This is a genomic window from Aeromicrobium sp. 10G20-16 (assembly GCF_055809665.1).
Window position 1 is genome coordinate 2,585,148 of record NZ_CM147919.1, and the last position, 15,898, is coordinate 2,601,045.

Consider the following 15,898-nt stretch of genomic DNA (forward strand, 5'->3'; position numbering starts at 1 on the left):
CAGTGTCGACGACCACAGGCGCTGACTGGCGCCACGCCTTCGCGCGTCGGCTCGTCCTGTCGGACCTGGTGGTCCTGATCTGGGTCTTCGCCACGGCCCACGTGGCGTGGGCGGTGACCCGGGCCGACGTGCTCGACGAGCGGTCCATGGACCCCTATGCGCCCGGTCCGGTGCTCGTGTCGGCGTTCCTGCTGCTGTTGTGGCTCAACGCGCTGACCATCGCCGGAACGCGTGAGTCGATCGTGTTCGGCGGCGGGCCCGAGGAGTACAAGCGCATCGTCACCAGCACGCTCATGTGGTTCGCGGTCGTGGCGTTCACCGGCTACATGGTGCGTGTGCAGATCCCTCGCACCTACGTGGCGGTCTCCGTCGTCTTCGGGCTGGTGCTGCTGCTGCTGAGCCGATGGACGTGGCGCCAGTGGCTGCTGGTCCATCGACAGAACGGCCTGATGTCCAGCCGGACGCTCGTCGTCGGCACGCTCTCCGGAGTGGAGCACCTGATCGACGTCATGGGTGTCAGCTCGCAGTTCGGGTACCGCGTGGTCGGCGTCTGCGTCCCGGACGGCGCCGTGGTGAGCAGCGATCGGATCGGCGGAGTTCCCGTGCTCGGGACCCTCGACACCGTGATGAGCGTCGTCGCAGCACACCAGGTGGAGGCGGTGATCGTGACGGCGTCGGACTCGACCCATCCCGACATGGTGCGCCGGCTGGGGTGGGACCTGGAGGAGCACGACGTCCAGATCATCGTCGCGCCGTCGCTGGCCAACGTGGCGGGGCCGCGCGTGCACGTCCGACCGGTTGCGGGCCTCCCGCTCCTGCACGTCGAGCAACCGGCGTACCGGGGCGCCTCGCGCTACGGAAAGGCCGTGTTCGACCGGGTGGGTGGCGTGCTGCTGCTGCTGATGTTCTCGCCGGTGTTCCTCGCGACGTCGCTCGCCATCCGGCTCGGCAGTCCCGGGCCGGTGTTCTTCCGACAAGAACGTGTCGGACTCGGCGGACGCAGCTTCAAGATGATCAAGTTCCGGTCCATGGTGGTCGGCGCGGAGGCGATGGTCGGCCAGCTGGCGGCCGACTCCGGCAACGAGGTGCTGTTCAAGATGCGCGACGACCCCCGCATCACCCGGGTGGGCCGGTTCATCCGCCGCACGTCGATCGACGAGCTCCCGCAGCTGATCAACGTCGTCAAGGGCGACATGAGCCTGGTCGGCCCGCGTCCGCCGTTGGTGTCGGAGGTGTCCGGATATGCCAGCGAGGTGCGTCGCCGCCTGCTGGTGCGCCCGGGCATGACGGGACCGTGGCAGGTGTCGGGTCGCTCCGACCTGGGGTGGGAGGAGTCGGTCCGTCTGGACCTGTACTACGTTGAGAACTGGTCGATCGTCGGGGACCTGTTGATTCTGTGGAAGACTTTGCGCGCCGTGGTGTCTTCAGAGGGGGCGTACTAGTGACCGATGAGGCAGCCGCACCGAACAGCGGCGGGCCCGTCCCGAGCGGCTTCGCCGACCTCGGACTGTCCGACGAGCTCGTGACCACCCTGGCGCGCCTGGGGTACGAGACGCCCACGCCGATCCAGGCCCAGGCCATCCCGACCCTGTTGTCGGGGCGCGACGTGGTGGGTCTGGCCGAGACCGGCACCGGCAAGACGGCGGCGTTCACCCTGCCCATGCTGCAGAGGATCGATCCTGCTGCGTCCCACGTGCAGGCGCTCGTGCTCGCACCGACCCGCGAGCTCGCGCTGCAGGTGTCCGAGGCGGTCCGGTCCTACGCCCAGAGCATGCCCGGTGTCCGGGTGCTGCCGGTCTACGGCGGGCAGGGCTACAACGTGCAGCTGGCTGGTCTTCGCCGCGGCGCCCACATCGTCATCGGGACGCCCGGTCGCGTGATCGACCACCTCGACCGTGGCAGCCTCGACCTCGGCTCGTTGGAGATGCTGGTGCTCGACGAGGCCGACGAGATGCTCAACATGGGCTTCGCCGAGGACGTCGACCGGATCCTCACCGGCACGCCGGAGTACAAGCAGGTCGCCCTGTTCTCGGCCACCATGCCCAAGCAGATCCGAGCGATCGCCAAGCGGCACCTGCACGAGCCGGCCGACATCTCCACGCCCAAGGCCACCACCTCCACCACGACCGTGCGGCAGCGCTGGATCCAGGTCTCGCAGCACCACAAGGTCGACGCGCTCACACGACTGCTCGAGGTCGAGACCGGCGACGCCATGCTGGTGTTCGTCCGGACCAAGTCCGCCACCGAAGAGCTCTCGCAGCGGTTGCGGGCCCGGGGCCACAACGCCGCTCCCCTGAACGGTGACCTGGTGCAGGCCCAGCGCGAGCGCACCGTCAGCCAGCTCAAGGCCGGCGCGCTGGACATCATCGTGGCCACCGACGTCGCCGCGCGCGGTCTCGACGTCGAACGCATCACCCACGTCGTCAACTACGACATCCCCCACGACACCGAGGCGTACGTGCACCGCATCGGGCGCACGGGTCGCGCCGGCCGCACCGGTGACGCGATCTTGTTCGTCACGCCCCGCGAGCGACGCATGCTCCAGGCCATCGAGAAGGTCTCGGGTCGTCCGGTCGAGCAGATGTCGGTGCCCACGGCAGAGGAGGTCAACGAGAGCCGCACCTCGCGGTTCTCGCAGACCATCACCGACAGCCTGGGCTCTCCGCAGTTCCACGCGTTCCGCGCGCTCGTCGAGCAGTACGCCAACACCCACGAGGTCGCGATGGCCGACGTGGCGGCGGCGTTGGCGGTCATGAGCCAGGACGACAAGGACTTCTTCCTGCGTCCCGATCCGCCGAGGTCCGAACGTCGCGAGCGCCCCCAGCGCGGAGAGGGCGGAGAGCGCCCCGAGCGCGGAGAGCGCGGAGAGCGCGGAGAGTGGTCGGACCGGCCGCCCCGCACGCGCTCGGAGCGCCCCGAGCCACGCGACGGCCGTGTCGTCTACCGCCTCAACGTGGGCAAGCGGCACAAGATCGGACCCTCGTCCGTGGTGGGCGCACTCGCCAACGAGGGGGGTCTCAAGCGGTCCGACTTCGGGCGCATCACCATCGGCCAGGACCACACGCTGGTCGAGCTCCCGGCCGATCTGCCGCCGGCCGTGTTCGAGGCGTTGGAGCGCACCCGCATCTCCGGTCGGCTCATCGACATCCGACTCGACGACGGTCCACCGATCCGGCGCACCCGCGAGGACCGCAAGCCCTACCCCTCGAAGGGCAAGCCGGACGCGCCGCGACGCAAGCCGCGGCACGGGAAGAGCTGATCGATGCACCGCCTGAAGAATCCACGGCGGCGGTACGACTGGGGTTCCACCACCGCCATCCCGGCGTTCGCCGGTGAAGAGGCTGACGGGTCGCCGGTCGCGGAGGAGTGGATGGGCACCCACCCGCTCGGCGAGTCCCTGGCGGTCGAGCGCGACGGCGTCCTCGTGCCGCTGTCGGCCCTCAGCGGAGCCCTGCCGTTCATGTTCAAGATCCTCGCCGCCGCGCGGCCGCTGTCGGTGCAGGTGCACCCGTCGGCGGAGATCGCGCGAGCCGGCTACGAGGCCGAGCAGACCGCGGGCGTGCGGCTCGACGACCCGGAGCGAACGTTCAAGGATCCGCACCACAAGCCGGAGATGGCCTATGCCCTCACGACCTTCGACTCGCTGGTCGGCTTTCGCCCGACGGCCGAGATCCTGCGCGTCCTGCAGGGGCTCGACGTCCCGCTGGCCCATCGACTGGCCGACGAGCTCACGGCCGATCCCGGTTTCGCCGGCATCGTGCGGCTGGTCGAGAACGTCCTCACCGGCGGCGCGACGACGGAGGACGTGCGTGCCGTGGTGGCTGGCTGTGCCGACCTCGTCGATCGGGGCATCGACGTCAGGCGGGCCTACGCCACGGTCGTCGAGGTGGCCGAGGACCACCCGGACGATCCGGGCCTGGTCGTGGCACTGCTGCTGAACCGGCTCACCCTCCAACCCGGTGAGGCGGCGTTCCTCGGCGACGGCATCATCCACGCGCACCTGCGCGGCCTGTGCCTGGAGATCATGGCGGCCTCGGACAACGTGCTGCGTGCCGGGCTCACCTCCAAGCCGCTGAACACGGCAGGCCTCGTGCAGTGCCTCGACGTCGGCATGTCCCGTCTGGCCCGCGTCACGCCGTCGCTGTTCGGCACCTCGATCGACGTGTTCGCGCCGGACGTCCGCGAGTTCGCGCTCGCTGTCGGGCAGTGCTCCGCCGGCGAGCCCGGCGGCATCGAGCTCCCGCCGTCACGACACCGGATCATCGTCTGCACCGGTGGCGACGTCGAGATCGTCAGCGGCGCGGGCGAACGCATGCCCCTGAGCCGCGGGCAGTCGCTGTACGCCGGGCCCGACGACCACGGTCTGCGGGTCGTCGGTCTCGGCGAGGTGGCCCAGGCGTACGTGCCGTCCGAGCAGGCCGCCGCGCCGTCGGGTGCGGGCCTCGTCGACCTGGTCTGACGGGCCGAGGCTCAGGTGCAGCTCGTCGCGACCGCTGTCGCGCAGGGCCGCCGGCACGTCCTTGACCTGCTGAGCGTGCTCACGCGTGGTGACCAGGACGGCGTCCGCGGTGCGCACCACCACGACGTCGCTCACCCCCACCACGGCGATCGTGCTGTCGTCGGTGGCGGTGGCGAATCCGTCGGCGTCGACCCAGACGGTGGTGGTGTCGGACCCGCGCAGGTCGGCCAGCGCGGCGAAGTCGCCGATGTCGTCCCACGCGAACGTGCCGGGAACGACGGCCATGCCGCCCTCGCGGGACACCGGCTCGGCGATGGCGTGGTCGATGGCGATGGGGGTCAGCGTGGGCCAGCGCGCGTCGAGCGACGCCGGATCTGCCGCGATCGCGACCAGTCCTTCGTGCAGGCTCGGCTGCAGCCGGGCCAGGTGGTCGAGGAGGGTGCTGGCACGGGTGACGAACATGCCGGCGTTCCAGCTGAACCGTCCGGAGTCGAGGTAGCGCTGCGCGGTGGCGGCGTCGGGCTTCTCCACGAACGTGGAGATCGCCCGGCCCGTGGGTGCACCGGGCACCTGCAGTGGCGCTCCGGACTCGATGTAGCCGAACGCGGTCGACGGGCCGCTGGGCACGATGCCGATGGTGGCTACCAGCCCGGTGGCCGCGAGAGACACCCCCTGGGTGACGGCGTCGGTGAAGGCCGAGTCGTCGGCGATGACGTGGTCGGCCGCGAACGAGCCGATGATCGCGTCGGGGTCCTGGGCGGCGATGGTCGCGGCGGCCCAGCCGATGGCCGGCATCGAGTCGCGGGGAGAGGGCTCGACCAGCAGGTGCGCCAGGTCCGGCAGCTGCGCGCCGATGGCCTCGGCGTGGGCCGCCCCGGTGACGATCCAGATCCGCTCGGGCGGGAGCAGCCGGCTGAGGCGGTCCCAGGTCTGCTGGATCAACGATCGCCCGGATCGGTCCAGGTCGAGCAGGAACTTGGGATGGCTGCGCCGGGACAACGGCCACAACCGGGTACCGGCTCCACCGGCCGGGATGATCGCGTGGAAGGAGTCGAGGCCGGCCGGGTTCGTCACGGCGTCACTGTACCGAGGGGCCGAGCCCGGGCACCGGGATCGTCGGGGTGACGTCGCCCAGGTCGGTGGCGGCGGACTCCAGCGACACCACGGCGCTCAGGGCGTTGTGATCGGAGACCACCGGGCGGGTGTAGACGCCACCGGTGATGCGCACCAGCTGCTTCCACGCCTCCACCGTGAACTCCTTGGAGGTGAAGATGTGGTCGACCGCCGCTCCGGAGCGCAGCACGCGGGTGGAGAACGTGTGACCGGTGTTGATCGAGGCGTTGACGGGATCGTCGACCGCCTCTCGGGTGTCGACCATGCCGGCGCCACGCATCAGCGAGCCGGGGGAGTCCGAGCTGCGGTGTCGGCCGGAGTTGAAGTCGCCGGCGTAGACGATCGGGTAGCCCTTGGAGTTGATCGCGGCCATGCGGCTGAGCATCGTGCGGGTCTCGGCGGCGCGCTTGGCGTCGTTGCCCTTGCCGTTCTCCAGGTGCACGTCGACGAAGTAGAAGATCCGCTGGGACTTCAGCGTCCGGAACGCCGCCCAGGTCGCATGGCGACCGTGACCGACCGGGAAGTAGCCGCCGCTGAGCTGCTCGAACAGCGCGGGCCGGTAGAAGATGTAGCGCGCCTCGGCCCCACCGGTGGCACGCCGGAAGCCCTGGGACCCGCCGCTGAAGATCGCGTTGGTCGTGACGCCGACGCGCTTGCCGCCGGACTCCTGCAGGCCGAACATGTCGAGCTCGTTGTCGTTGAGGAACTTCGCCATGATGCGCGCGCGGCCGGCGTAGCCCGAGCACTTCTCCGAGCACACGTTCCAGGTGCCCACCTTGAACGAGACCGACGGAACTGCGGTGGTGAAGGCGACGGCCTTGCCCCAGTCGCCGGCCAGCTCGCCGTTGACCGGGCGGACGCGCAGCCAGTACGGAGTGTCAGGCGCGAGCCCGCGGGTGGAGAACGCGGTCACCGGGGTGAGGGTGCGCAGGACCGCGACCCGCTCGGTGAAGTTCTTGTCCTCCGCGATGACGACGTCGTACTGGCGCGCGTTGTCGACCTTCTTCCAGCCGGCGCGGATGCCGTTCGCGCCGATCCGGGGCACCGTGACGTCGGTCATCGCGCCCGGCTTGAGCACGAGGCGCGCGGTGCGCGAGGAGTTGACCTGGTCGCCGTCCACCGCGTCGACGCGGAAGAACTGGTCGGAGCCGGGACTGGTCGGGGTGAGCCCCGACACCGTGACGGACGACTTCGACCCGTCGACGGTCAGCTTCTTGGCGCCGGTCAGGGAGCGGTCTGCTCCCACGCGGACGACGTATCGGTCGGCGCCGGTGCTGCGCCACGTGATCGTGGTGCTGGTGGGGGAGACGGCCTGGTACTCCAGCCGTGTGGGGGCGGGAGCGTCGCCGGAGGTCGCCGCATAGGTGATGCCCAGACCTGCGGCCAGGGCCGCGACGCACCCGGCAGCGATGATGCCCACGCCGAGTCGCCGGCGGTCCTTGCGTCGACGTCGGGTGCCTCGTGCGGGGCTGGACGTCGTGCGATCGGCGCGTCGGCGTGGCTCGAGATTTCTACGAGTGACGACAGGAGTCTCCGGTGCAGGGTGCGGGATTTCGGCCATGATACCGGGTGGATCGCGCCTGCACCGCCGCTCGCGCTGGACCGTGCCGCCCGCCTGCTAGGTGGCCGGGATGGTCAGCTGGACCCGCAGGGGGTTGTGGTCGCTGGCGAAGGGCGTGAGGTAGGCCTTGCTCGCGCTGATGCGGATCATGATCTTCCACTGCCTGACCTCGATGCGGGGGTCGAGGTAGACGTGGTCGACGTGGTCTCCGTAGGTCATCGGCGGGTTCTTGGCCTGGTTCGCGCTGTTCCACGAGGGATTGACCTTCGTCTGGGCCACGTCGATCGCGTCCGGGATCCCGGCCGCGGTGAACGCCTTGAGCGGCCCGTCGTAGCCGCCGGGGTACTTCGAGCTGGCGTTGCTGTCGTTGGAGTTGTAGTCGCCGGCGTACACGACCGGAAGGTTGTCCGGGTTCTCCCGGGTGACCTGCTGCATCAAGATGTTCGCCTGCGCGAAGCGCATGTCGTCCTGCGTCTTGCCCTTGTACGGCTGCAGGTGGGCGTCGACGACGATGAAGCGAGTCCGGTGCTCGAGATCCTTGAACTCGGCCCACACGGCGTACTTCTTCTCGGCCTGGTTCAGCGTGATGGTGCCGGAGTCGAGCACGGAGTACTTCGCCGTGTCGTAGAACAGCGTCTTGGCCGAGTAGTACGCGGCGATTCCGAAGCCGGGCAGCTCGGTCTGGAAACGGGTGTCGCGGTCGTGCGACTCCTGCGTGGCGATGATGTCGGCGCCCGTGGCCCGCACCACCGATCCGGCGATCGGCTTGCGAGTGCTCCACCGCGACATCTTGTTCGACGACGTGACGCACTTGTCCTGGCCGCACAGGTTGTAGGTCAGGACGGTGACGTCGGTCGGCTCGGCCGGTCGGTTGTCGGGCACCAGGTCCGTGGGGATCTTGTCACCGTCGGTGTAGCCGACCTCGTTCACGGCGCGGACCCGGACGTAGTAGTCGGTGCCACCGGTCGGAGCGAGGCCGGTGAAGGTGGTGGTCGTCGCGGTCAGGTCGTCGGCGGAGTAGGCGCAGGACGTCGCGGTGCCGCTGGTGAGCAGGCAGACCGCATAGCTGGCGGCGTTCGTCGACGGCGCCCACGTGACCTTGACGCTGTTGTACGACGGTTCGACCTTGACGCCGGACGGCTTCGCCGGCAGCGGACCGGTGGGCTTGGCGGCGAGGTTGACGGGGATCTTGCTGGACCAGGTGCCGCCGGCGCTGTTGTTGGCGCGGATGCGGACGTAGTAGTCGGTGCCGCCGGTGGGCTTGAGCTTGGTGAAGATGACGGTGAGGCCGGTGAGTGTGGCGGCGTAGCGGTAGCAGGTGGAGGTGGTGCCGTTGGTGGTCAGGCAGGCGGAGTAGGAGGTGGCTCCGGGGACTGCTGTCCAGCGAGCGCGGATCGTGTCGTGTCCGGGCTCGATGGTCACGGCGGGGGCGGCCGGTCGGCTGACCGTGGGCTTGGAGCTGAGGTTGACCGGGATCTTGCTGGACCAGGTGCCGCCGGCGCTGTTGTTGGCGCGGATGCGGACGTAGTAGTCGGTGCCGCCGGTGGGCTTGAGCTTGGTGAAGATGACGGTGAGGCCGGTGAGGGTGGCGGCGTAGCGGTAGCAGGTGGAGGTGGTGCCGTTGGTGGTCAGGCAGGCGGAGTAGGAGGTGGCTCCGGGGACTGCTGTCCAGCGAGCGCGGATCGTGTCGTGTCCGGGCTCGATGGTCACGGCGGGGGCGGCCGGTCGGCTGACCGTGGACTTGGCGGCGAGGTTGACCGGGATCTTGCTGGACCAGGTGCCGCCGGCGCTGTTGTTGGCGCGGATGCGGACGTAGTAGTCGGTGCCGCCGGTGGGCTTGAGCTTGGTGAAGATGACGGTGAGGCCGGTGAGGGTGGCGGCGTAGCGGTAGCAGGTGGAGGTGGTGCCGTTGGTGGTCAGGCAGGCGGAGTAGGAGGTGGCTCCGGGGACTGCTTTCCAGCGAGCGCGGATCGTGTCGTGTCCGGGCTCGATGGTCACCGCCGGCGCACTCGGACGGGCCTCGGACGCCAGGTTCATCGCGACCTTGGGTGCCTCGCGCGTCCCGGCGGAGTTGGTGGCGCGCACCATGACGAACCAGTCGGTCCCGCCGGTCGGCTTCAGGCCGGTGAAGGTGGCGGTGGTGCGCTTGAGGCCGCCTTGGTAGTGCGAGCAGGTGCGCGTCGTCCCGGTCGCGGCGAGACACACCGAGTAGGACGTGGCGCCGGACACGGCCTTCCAGGTGATGGTGGCGGAGTTGTTCGTGGGCGACACCTTCACGCCGGAGGGCGGCGCCGGTCGCGATGCGGCGGAGGCTGGTGAGCCGGCCACCGCTCCGAGCACGAGCATGCCGGCGACGGTGAGGCGGAGGATGAGCGGGCGCATGGGTGTCCTTGCTGGTGGGGAAGCGGCCCCGAGGCCGACCAACTTCTTGAGGATAGGCGAAATCTTCTCATTGGTCACCCTCGTCTCTTGAATCACTTCTGCCTCATCGGCCTCGCGCGCCTCGTCCGGCGGCCGACCTGTCGTGTCACAGTGAAGCCGTGGACGTGGTTGCGGAAGTGGTCAGATCGGGCTTCGTCGAGAGCCGGCATCGCGGTGTCGCCGTGCGCGTGAGCGCTGACGGAGAACCGCTGTGGTCGGTCGGCGACCCGACGGTCGTGGTGTTCCCGCGCTCGTGCAACAAGCCCATCCAGGCGATGGCGATGCTGCGAGCCGGCCTCCCGCTCGACGGGGAGCTGCTCGCCCTGTCGATGGCCAGTCACTCCGGCGAGCCGTTCCACCTGGCCGGCGTGCGAGCGATCCTGGCCGAGGCGGGCCTCGACGAGTCGGCGCTGCAGACGCCGGCCTCGTACCCGATGGACCCGCACGAGCACGCGAGCCTGCTGCGTGCCGGGGGCTCGCGGGCGCCGATCCTGATGGACTGCTCGGGCAAGCACGCCGCGATGCTCCTGACGTGCGTGGTGAACGGCTGGCCGACCGACACCTACCTGGCCGTCGACCACCCGCTGCAACAGCTCGTCGACGCGACCTTCGCCGATCTCGTCGGGTCCTCGCCCGCCGCGGTGGGTACCGACGGGTGCGGCGCCCCGCTGCTGGGGTGCTCGGTGACAGATCTCGCGCGCGCGATCGGCGTCATCCGACGTGGTGAGGCCGGGCCCGAGGGGGAGCGCCTGGTCGACGCGTGGCTGGCCCACCCCGATCACGTGAGCGGGACGCGGCGAGCCGAGCGCGCCCTGATGAGGTCGGTGCCCGGGCTGGTGGCGAAGTCGGGGGCCGAGAGCGTGTACGTGGTGGGGCTGCCCGACGGGACGTCCGCGGCGGTCAAGATCGAGGACGGCGCCGAGCGGCCGCTGTACGCGGTCATGGCGCGCGTGCTCCAGCTCGCCGACGTGCAGGCCGACGTGCTGGGCGAGCGCCCGGTGGTGCTGGGTGGGGGCCGGCCGGTCGGCGAGATTCGCACCGCGTTCTGAGCCGTCGTTCCAGGCACTTCCTCCGTGTGACGCACCTCGCAAACACTTCTGCTTGCATTTGCTAACTTTTGCAAGCACCATGGAGTCATGGCCAAGTTGAGCATGCAGCGCACCGCGGAGGGACTCGGCATCCAGCGCACCGTCGAGGGCCTCGGTGAGTACCTGCGTGAGCAGCGGGGCCAGGCCCAGATGTCCTTGCGACAGCTGGCTGAGCTCGCGGACGTGTCCAATCCGTACCTCAGCCAGATCGAGCGAGGACTCCGCCGTCCGTCGGCAGAGGTGCTGCAGCAGATCGCGAAGGCGCTGCGCATCTCGGCCGAGTCGCTCTACGTCAGAGCCGGCATCCTCGATGCCGACGAGTCGGGTGCGCGGATGGTCGAGGACGCGATCGCGCTCGATCCGCGTCTGACCGAGCGGCAGAAGACCGCTCTGCTCGACATCTACCGGTCGTTCGTCGGAGTCGACGACGCGTCCGACGTCGAGCTGGCCGCCACCGTCACCCACGCCAACACGACGCCCCCCGGGGCGACCCACCAGGAGGAAGCATGACCATCACCGACACCATCAACGCCCAGGTCAAGTCCATCGTCGACGACGTCAAGGGCCTGCCCGAGACGATCAAGAAGATCGACATCGCCGACCTGCAGAAGCAGGCCGAGGGCCTCGTCCAGACCGCCGTCGGCACCGCCACGGCCACCTACACCGACCTCGCCAAGCGCGGCGAGGGCGTCTACGCCAAGGCCAAGGGCCTCACGGTCGACGACCTCCGCAAGACGGTCGACTCGAGCGTCGACGACGTGACCAAGACCGCCAGGGGCTTCGCCGACGACGCCCAGAAGCGTGCCGAGCAGCTCGTCACCGACGCCAAGACGCAGGTCACCAAGGTGACCTCGAAGGCGCCGACGACGGCCCGCAAGGCCGCCGAGAAGGTCGACACCACCGTCAAGAAGACGCCGGAGCCGGCCAAGAAGACGGCTGCCAAGAAGGCCACCACGGCCAAGAAGACGGCCACCACCAAGGCGACGACCGCCAAGAAGACGGCCACCAAGAAGGCCACCACCGCGAAGAAGACGGCCACCAAGAAGGCCTGACTCGCAGCGTCGCCGGAGGCGGGTCCCCCTGGGGGGCTCGCCTCCTGTGCTGTCCCCGGCAGTGTCTCGATAGGGTGAGCGGGTGCTCGACTTCGCCGGACTTCAAGGTGGCATCAGCCTCGTCCTGTCCGTCGGCCTGCTGATCGTCAAGGGTTTTGCGCTGGTCGACTGCATCGGTCGATCGCCGAGCTCGTTCACGGCCCACGACACGCTGCCCAAGCAGACCTGGCTGATCATCTTGGCGCTGGCACTGCTGGCGCACCTGTTGTTCCCGGCGCCGATCGGCCTGTTCAACCTGATCGGCACCGTCGCGGCACTGGTGTACCTGGCCCAGCTGCGCGGGTCGAGCTTCTAGGCGTCGCGTCGTGCCGGGTGCAGCCATCGCGTGATGAGCACGCGCATCAGGGCCAGCTCGTCGTCCGCGGAGATCTCGGGGTGGCTCAGTCGAAGCGCACGGTGCCCGTGGGCGAGGCCGAGCAGCCAGCGCACGACGTCCGGCAGGTGCAGCTCGCGATCGATGCTGTGGTCGGCCTGCGCGGCGACCGCCAGCTGCTCGAGGGTGCGCTCGGTGTCGCGGTTGATCGGCAGATCGGGGTCGCCGGCGAGGCGATCGACCAGGTCGAGCAGCATCTCGATCGGGGCCTCGGGGGCGGTCTCGATGGCGGACATGGCCCCAGCCTAGGGGTCGCGGTGCTAGAACATCTGTTCGATCAGGCCTAGGCTGCGGGTGTGTACTTCCAGGCTTCGTTGCTCGACGGTTCCGACGTCACCGGGCTGACCCCGCTCGCCGGCGCGGTGCAACGACGAGAGCTGACCGACGGGGCGTGGGTGGACGTGCGGCCGGGGTGGGTCACCGGCTCCGACGCACTGTTCACCCGTCTGCAGACCGCCGTGCGGTGGCGCGCCGAGAAGCGCGAGATGTACGACTCCGTCGTCGAGGTCCCCCGGCTGCTGCGCTCGTTCGGCGCACGCGACGAGCTGCCCGATCCGGCGCTGACCGAGGCGCGCGACGCGCTGAACGCGTACTACGCGCCCGAGCTCGGCGAGCCCTTCGTCACCGCGGGTCTGTGCTACTACCGCGACGGGCGCGACAGCGTGGCGTGGCACGGCGACCGCATCGGGCGCGGTCGCACCGTCGACACCATGGTCGCCATCGTGTCTCTCGGCGCTCCCCGACGGCTCTCGCTCCGGCCGCGCGACGGCGGGGAGTCCCTCGGGTTCCTGGTGGGTCACGGCGATCTGCTGGTCATGGGTGGTTCGTGCCAGCGCACCTGGGACCACGCCGTCCTCAAGACCAGCAAGCCGGTCGGCCCGCGCATCAGCGTCCAGTTCCGCCCCGCCGGCGTCCTGTGAAACCCTGGGACAGGCGCTGGGTCAGCCCCTAGGCTGTCGGCGTGTGGTTGCTGTGGATGCCGCTGGCGCTCGCCCTCCTGGTCGACCTGATCTGGTCGCGGAGTCGTCGCAGCAGTCTGGGGTACGTGATCGAGTTCGGGCCGTCGGCCCGCATCGACCTCGCATACTGGATCTTCTACGTGCTCGGCCGTGGTGGTCTGCTGGCGGTGCTCACGCCGATCGGCCTGGTCCACCACGTCGTGGAGCCTCGCCTCCCGGCGGTGCTGGACCCGGTGTCCATGTTCCCGAACCATCAGGTGCTCGCGGTGGTGGGCGTGGCGATCGCCGCACTGCTCGCCATCGACTTCATGCAGTACTGGGTGCACCGACTGATGCACCGGTCGACCTTCCTGTGGCACTTCCACGCGCCGCACCACGCCGCGGACGAGATGACCCTGTTCACCGGCATTCGGGTGACGCTCACCGAGCGCGTCCTCAACGACCTCGCCGCCGGCACGGTCCTGACCCTGATCGGACTGCGGATCGAGTCGGTCATCGTGGTGCTCTACCTGCGCCGCTTCGTCGACATCATCCAGCACTCGAACCTGCCGTGGACCTACGGGCCGCTCGGCATCCTCGTGGCGAGCCCGGTGAACCACCGCTTCCACCACGCGTTGACCGAGCGCGACTGGGGCAGCAACTACGGAAACATCCTGAGCGTCTGGGACCACGTGTTCGGTTCTGCCAACCCGCGCAACCGTGGGCATCGCCGCCAGCTGGCGGTCACCGAGCTGCCGGCCATCGGTCTCGACGAGAGCCACACGGTGGCGACCAGTCGAGGGGTGTGGGCCCTGCCCGGTCTGCAGGACGCGCACATCTGGTGGATGCTGACCATCGGTCGAGCGGGTCGCGCCCGGTCCAGCGACCGGCCCGAGGCCGTCCGCCGGTCGCCGTCCGCGCACCCCTGACCCGGCAGGCCCGGGTCGTCGGGCTCGCTCGACCTACTTGTTCTTGCGGGCGGTGCGGGCGCGCTCGCCCATGTCCAGGACGACCTTGCGGATGCGCACGTTGCCGGGGGTGACCTCGACGCACTCGTCCTCGCGGCAGAACTCCAGGCACTGCTCGAGCGACAGCTTCTTCGGCGGGATGACCTTCTCGAAGTTGTCCGACGTCGCCGAGCGGATGTTGGTCTGCTTCTTCTCCTTGGTGATGTTGACGTCCATGTCGTCGTCACGGGAGTTCTCGCCGACGATCATGCCCTCGTAGACCTCGGTGGCGGGGTCGACGAACAGCACGCCGCGCTCCTGCAGGTTCGTCATGGCGAACGACGTGACCGCGCCGGCGCGGTCGGCGACCAGCGAGCCCGACGGACGGGTCGAGATCTCGCCGAACCACGGCTCGTAGCCCTCGGAGATGTGGTGCGCGATGCCGGTGCCGCGGGTGTCGGTGAGGAACTCGGTGCGGAAGCCGATCAGGCCGCGGGCCGGCACCAGGAACTCCATGCGGACCCAGCCGGTGCCGTGGTTGATCATCTGCTCCATGCGGCCCTTGCGCACCGCGAGCAGCTGCGTGATCGTGCCCAGGTACTCCTCGGGCGCGTCGATCGTCAGGCGCTCCATCGGCTCGTGGCGCTTGCCGTCGATCTCCTTGGTGACGACCTGCGGCTTGCCGACGGTCAGCTCGTAGCCCTCGCGGCGCATCTGCTCGACCAGGATGGCCAGCGCCAGCTCGCCGCGCCCCTGCACCTCCCAGGCGTCCGGACGCTCGGTGGGCAGCACCTTGATCGAGACGTTGCCGATCAGCTCGGCGTCGAGCCGGTCCTTGACCAGGCGTGCGGTGACCTTGGTGTTCTTCTCGCGGCCGGCCAGCGGCGACGTGTTGGTGCCGATGGTCATGGAGATCGCCGGCTCGTCGACATGGATCAGCGGCAGCGGCACCGGGTTCTCCGGGTCCGCCAGCGTCTCGCCGATGTTGATGGTCGCGAAGCCGGCGACGGCGACGATGTCGCCCGGTCCGGCCTTCTCGCCGGGCTTGCGCTCCAGCTCCTCGGTGATCAGCAGCTCGGTGATCTTCACGCGCTCGATCGAGCCGTCGCGCTTGCACCACGCCACCTGCTGGCCCTTGCGCAGCTCGCCCTCCTTGATGCGCACGAGCGCGAGGCGGCCGAGGAACGGCGAGGAGTCCAGGTTGGTCACGTGCGCCTGCAGCGGTGCACCTTCGCTGTACTCCGGAGCCGGCACGGCGTCCATGATCGTCTGGAACAGCGGGATCAGGTTCTCGCTGTCGGGCATGCCGCCGTCGGCCGGCATCTCGGTGGACGCGCGACCGGCGCGGGCGGAGGCGTAGACCACGGGGAAGTCGAGGGCGTCGTCGCCGGCGTCGTCGGGCAGCAGGTCGAGGAACAGCTCGTAGGTCTCGTCGACCACCTCGGCGATGCGCGAGTCCGGTCGGTCGACCTTGTTGACCACCAGGATCACCGGCATCTTGGCGGCGAGCGCCTTGCGCAGCACGAAACGGGTCTGGGGCAGCGGGCCCTCCGACGCGTCGACCAGCAGCACGACGGCGTCGACCATCGACAGGCCGCGCTCGACCTCGCCGCCGAAGTCGGCGTGCCCGGGGGTGTCGATGATGTTGATGGTGACGCCACCGTCGGGCGAGCCGGGGCCGTTGTAGCGCACGGCGGTGTTCTTCGCGAGGATCGTGATGCCCTTCTCGCGCTCGAGGTCGCCGGAGTCCATGGCGCGCTCGGTCAGCTGGTGGTGCTCGTCGAAGCTGCCCTGCTGCTGGAGCATGGCGTCGACCAACGTGGTCTTGCCGTGGTCGACGTGGGCGACGATCGCGACGTTGCGCAGGTCGGAGCGAAGGGGCATGA

At 69.6% G+C, this 15,898-nt stretch carries 13 protein-coding genes and 1 pseudogene; 9 read left to right on the forward strand and 5 right to left on the reverse strand.

Going from position 1 to position 15,898, the window contains the following annotated elements; all coding sequences use genetic code 11:
- Positions 1-2 precede the first annotated feature (2 nt).
- The 3 genes from AC0L5F_RS13225 to manA are packed head-to-tail and all read left to right on the forward strand — an operon-like array spanning position 3 to position 4,459.
- The gene (locus AC0L5F_RS13225) at positions 3-1,442 is read left to right on the forward strand and encodes a sugar transferase (RefSeq protein WP_473313867.1); all 1,440 of its coding nucleotides are present in this window, start codon (positions 3-5) and stop codon (positions 1,440-1,442) included.
- Entirely contained in the window at positions 1,442-3,259 is a 1,818-nt protein-coding gene (locus tag AC0L5F_RS13230; RefSeq protein WP_473313868.1) for a DEAD/DEAH box helicase, read from the forward strand. The genes AC0L5F_RS13225 and AC0L5F_RS13230 overlap by 1 nt, the downstream gene beginning before the upstream one ends.
- 3 nt (positions 3,260-3,262) lie before the next feature.
- On the forward strand, positions 3,263-4,459 hold the full coding sequence (gene manA / locus AC0L5F_RS13235) for a mannose-6-phosphate isomerase, class I (protein WP_473313869.1): 1,197 nt from the start codon (positions 3,263-3,265) through the stop codon (positions 4,457-4,459).
- A gap of 114 nt (positions 4,460-4,573) precedes the next feature.
- Here the strand turns inward: manA and AC0L5F_RS13240 are convergent.
- The 3 genes and pseudogenes from AC0L5F_RS13240 to AC0L5F_RS13250 form a co-directional block, all read right to left on the reverse strand.
- Positions 4,574-5,533, reverse strand: a pseudogene (locus AC0L5F_RS13240) (mannose-1-phosphate guanylyltransferase); the annotation flags it as partial.
- 4 nt (positions 5,534-5,537) lie between these two features.
- Complete coding sequence (locus tag AC0L5F_RS13245; protein ID WP_473313870.1) at positions 5,538-6,992, reverse strand: endonuclease/exonuclease/phosphatase family protein; 1,455 nt, start codon at positions 6,990-6,992, stop codon at positions 5,538-5,540.
- Between the two features lie 198 nt (positions 6,993-7,190).
- Positions 7,191-9,515 (reverse strand): fibronectin type III domain-containing protein, encoded by a 2,325-nt coding sequence (locus AC0L5F_RS13250; RefSeq protein ID WP_473313871.1) that lies wholly within the window; start codon positions 9,513-9,515, stop codon positions 7,191-7,193.
- A gap of 158 nt (positions 9,516-9,673) precedes the next feature.
- On the opposite strand from AC0L5F_RS13250, the gene AC0L5F_RS13255 reads away from it, so the two are divergent.
- The 4 genes from AC0L5F_RS13255 (at position 9,674) to AC0L5F_RS13270 (ending at position 12,049) form a co-directional block, all read left to right on the forward strand.
- Positions 9,674-10,603: an asparaginase gene (locus AC0L5F_RS13255; protein WP_473313872.1), complete on the forward strand. Its 930-nt coding sequence runs from the start codon at positions 9,674-9,676 to the stop codon at positions 10,601-10,603.
- Between the two features lie 87 nt (positions 10,604-10,690).
- Complete coding sequence (locus tag AC0L5F_RS13260) at positions 10,691-11,152, forward strand: helix-turn-helix domain-containing protein (RefSeq protein WP_473313873.1); 462 nt, start codon at positions 10,691-10,693, stop codon at positions 11,150-11,152.
- Positions 11,149-11,694, forward strand: coding sequence for a hypothetical protein (locus AC0L5F_RS13265; RefSeq protein WP_473313874.1), 546 nt, complete (start codon positions 11,149-11,151; stop codon positions 11,692-11,694). Before AC0L5F_RS13260 ends, AC0L5F_RS13265 begins: the two co-directional genes overlap by 4 nt.
- 82 nt (positions 11,695-11,776) lie before the next feature.
- The gene (locus tag AC0L5F_RS13270; RefSeq protein ID WP_473313875.1) at positions 11,777-12,049 is read left to right on the forward strand and encodes a DUF2516 family protein; all 273 of its coding nucleotides are present in this window, start codon (positions 11,777-11,779) and stop codon (positions 12,047-12,049) included.
- On the opposite strand, the gene AC0L5F_RS13275 is transcribed toward AC0L5F_RS13270, so the two are convergent.
- Positions 12,046-12,363 carry a hypothetical protein gene (locus tag AC0L5F_RS13275; protein WP_473313876.1) on the reverse strand — a complete coding sequence of 106 codons (318 nt, stop codon included), beginning with the start codon at positions 12,361-12,363 and terminating at the stop codon, positions 12,046-12,048. The genes AC0L5F_RS13270 and AC0L5F_RS13275 overlap by 4 nt on opposite strands.
- 60 nt (positions 12,364-12,423) lie before the next feature.
- Between AC0L5F_RS13275 and AC0L5F_RS13280 the strand changes: the two genes are divergently transcribed.
- Together AC0L5F_RS13280 and AC0L5F_RS13285 are read left to right on the forward strand one after the other, a co-directional pair.
- Positions 12,424-13,047: an alpha-ketoglutarate-dependent dioxygenase AlkB gene (locus AC0L5F_RS13280; RefSeq protein WP_473313877.1), complete on the forward strand. Its 624-nt coding sequence runs from the start codon at positions 12,424-12,426 to the stop codon at positions 13,045-13,047.
- A 41-nt stretch (positions 13,048-13,088) separates the two neighbouring features.
- Positions 13,089-13,994, forward strand: a complete 906-nt coding sequence (locus tag AC0L5F_RS13285; RefSeq protein ID WP_473313878.1) for a sterol desaturase family protein — start codon at positions 13,089-13,091, stop codon at positions 13,992-13,994.
- 33 nt (positions 13,995-14,027) lie between these two features.
- Here the strand turns inward: AC0L5F_RS13285 and typA are convergent, their stop codons facing one another.
- Entirely contained in the window at positions 14,028-15,896 is a 1,869-nt protein-coding gene (gene typA / locus AC0L5F_RS13290) for a translational GTPase TypA (RefSeq protein ID WP_473313879.1), read from the reverse strand.
- Positions 15,897-15,898: the final 2 nt, after the last annotated feature.

Coding starts and splice junctions, on each gene's coding strand:
- manA (WP_473313869.1), top strand. CDS start 3,263: ATGCACCGCCTGAAGAATCCACGGCGGCGGTACGACTGGGGTTCCACC.
- AC0L5F_RS13250 (WP_473313871.1), bottom strand. CDS start 9,515: ATGCGCCCGCTCATCCTCCGCCTCACCGTCGCCGGCATGCTCGTGCTC.
- AC0L5F_RS13260 (WP_473313873.1), top strand. CDS start 10,691: ATGGCCAAGTTGAGCATGCAGCGCACCGCGGAGGGACTCGGCATCCAG.
- AC0L5F_RS13265 (WP_473313874.1), top strand. CDS start 11,149: ATGACCATCACCGACACCATCAACGCCCAGGTCAAGTCCATCGTCGAC.
- AC0L5F_RS13275 (WP_473313876.1), bottom strand. CDS start 12,363: ATGTCCGCCATCGAGACCGCCCCCGAGGCCCCGATCGAGATGCTGCTC.
- typA (WP_473313879.1), bottom strand. CDS start 15,896: ATGCCCCTTCGCTCCGACCTGCGCAACGTCGCGATCGTCGCCCACGTC.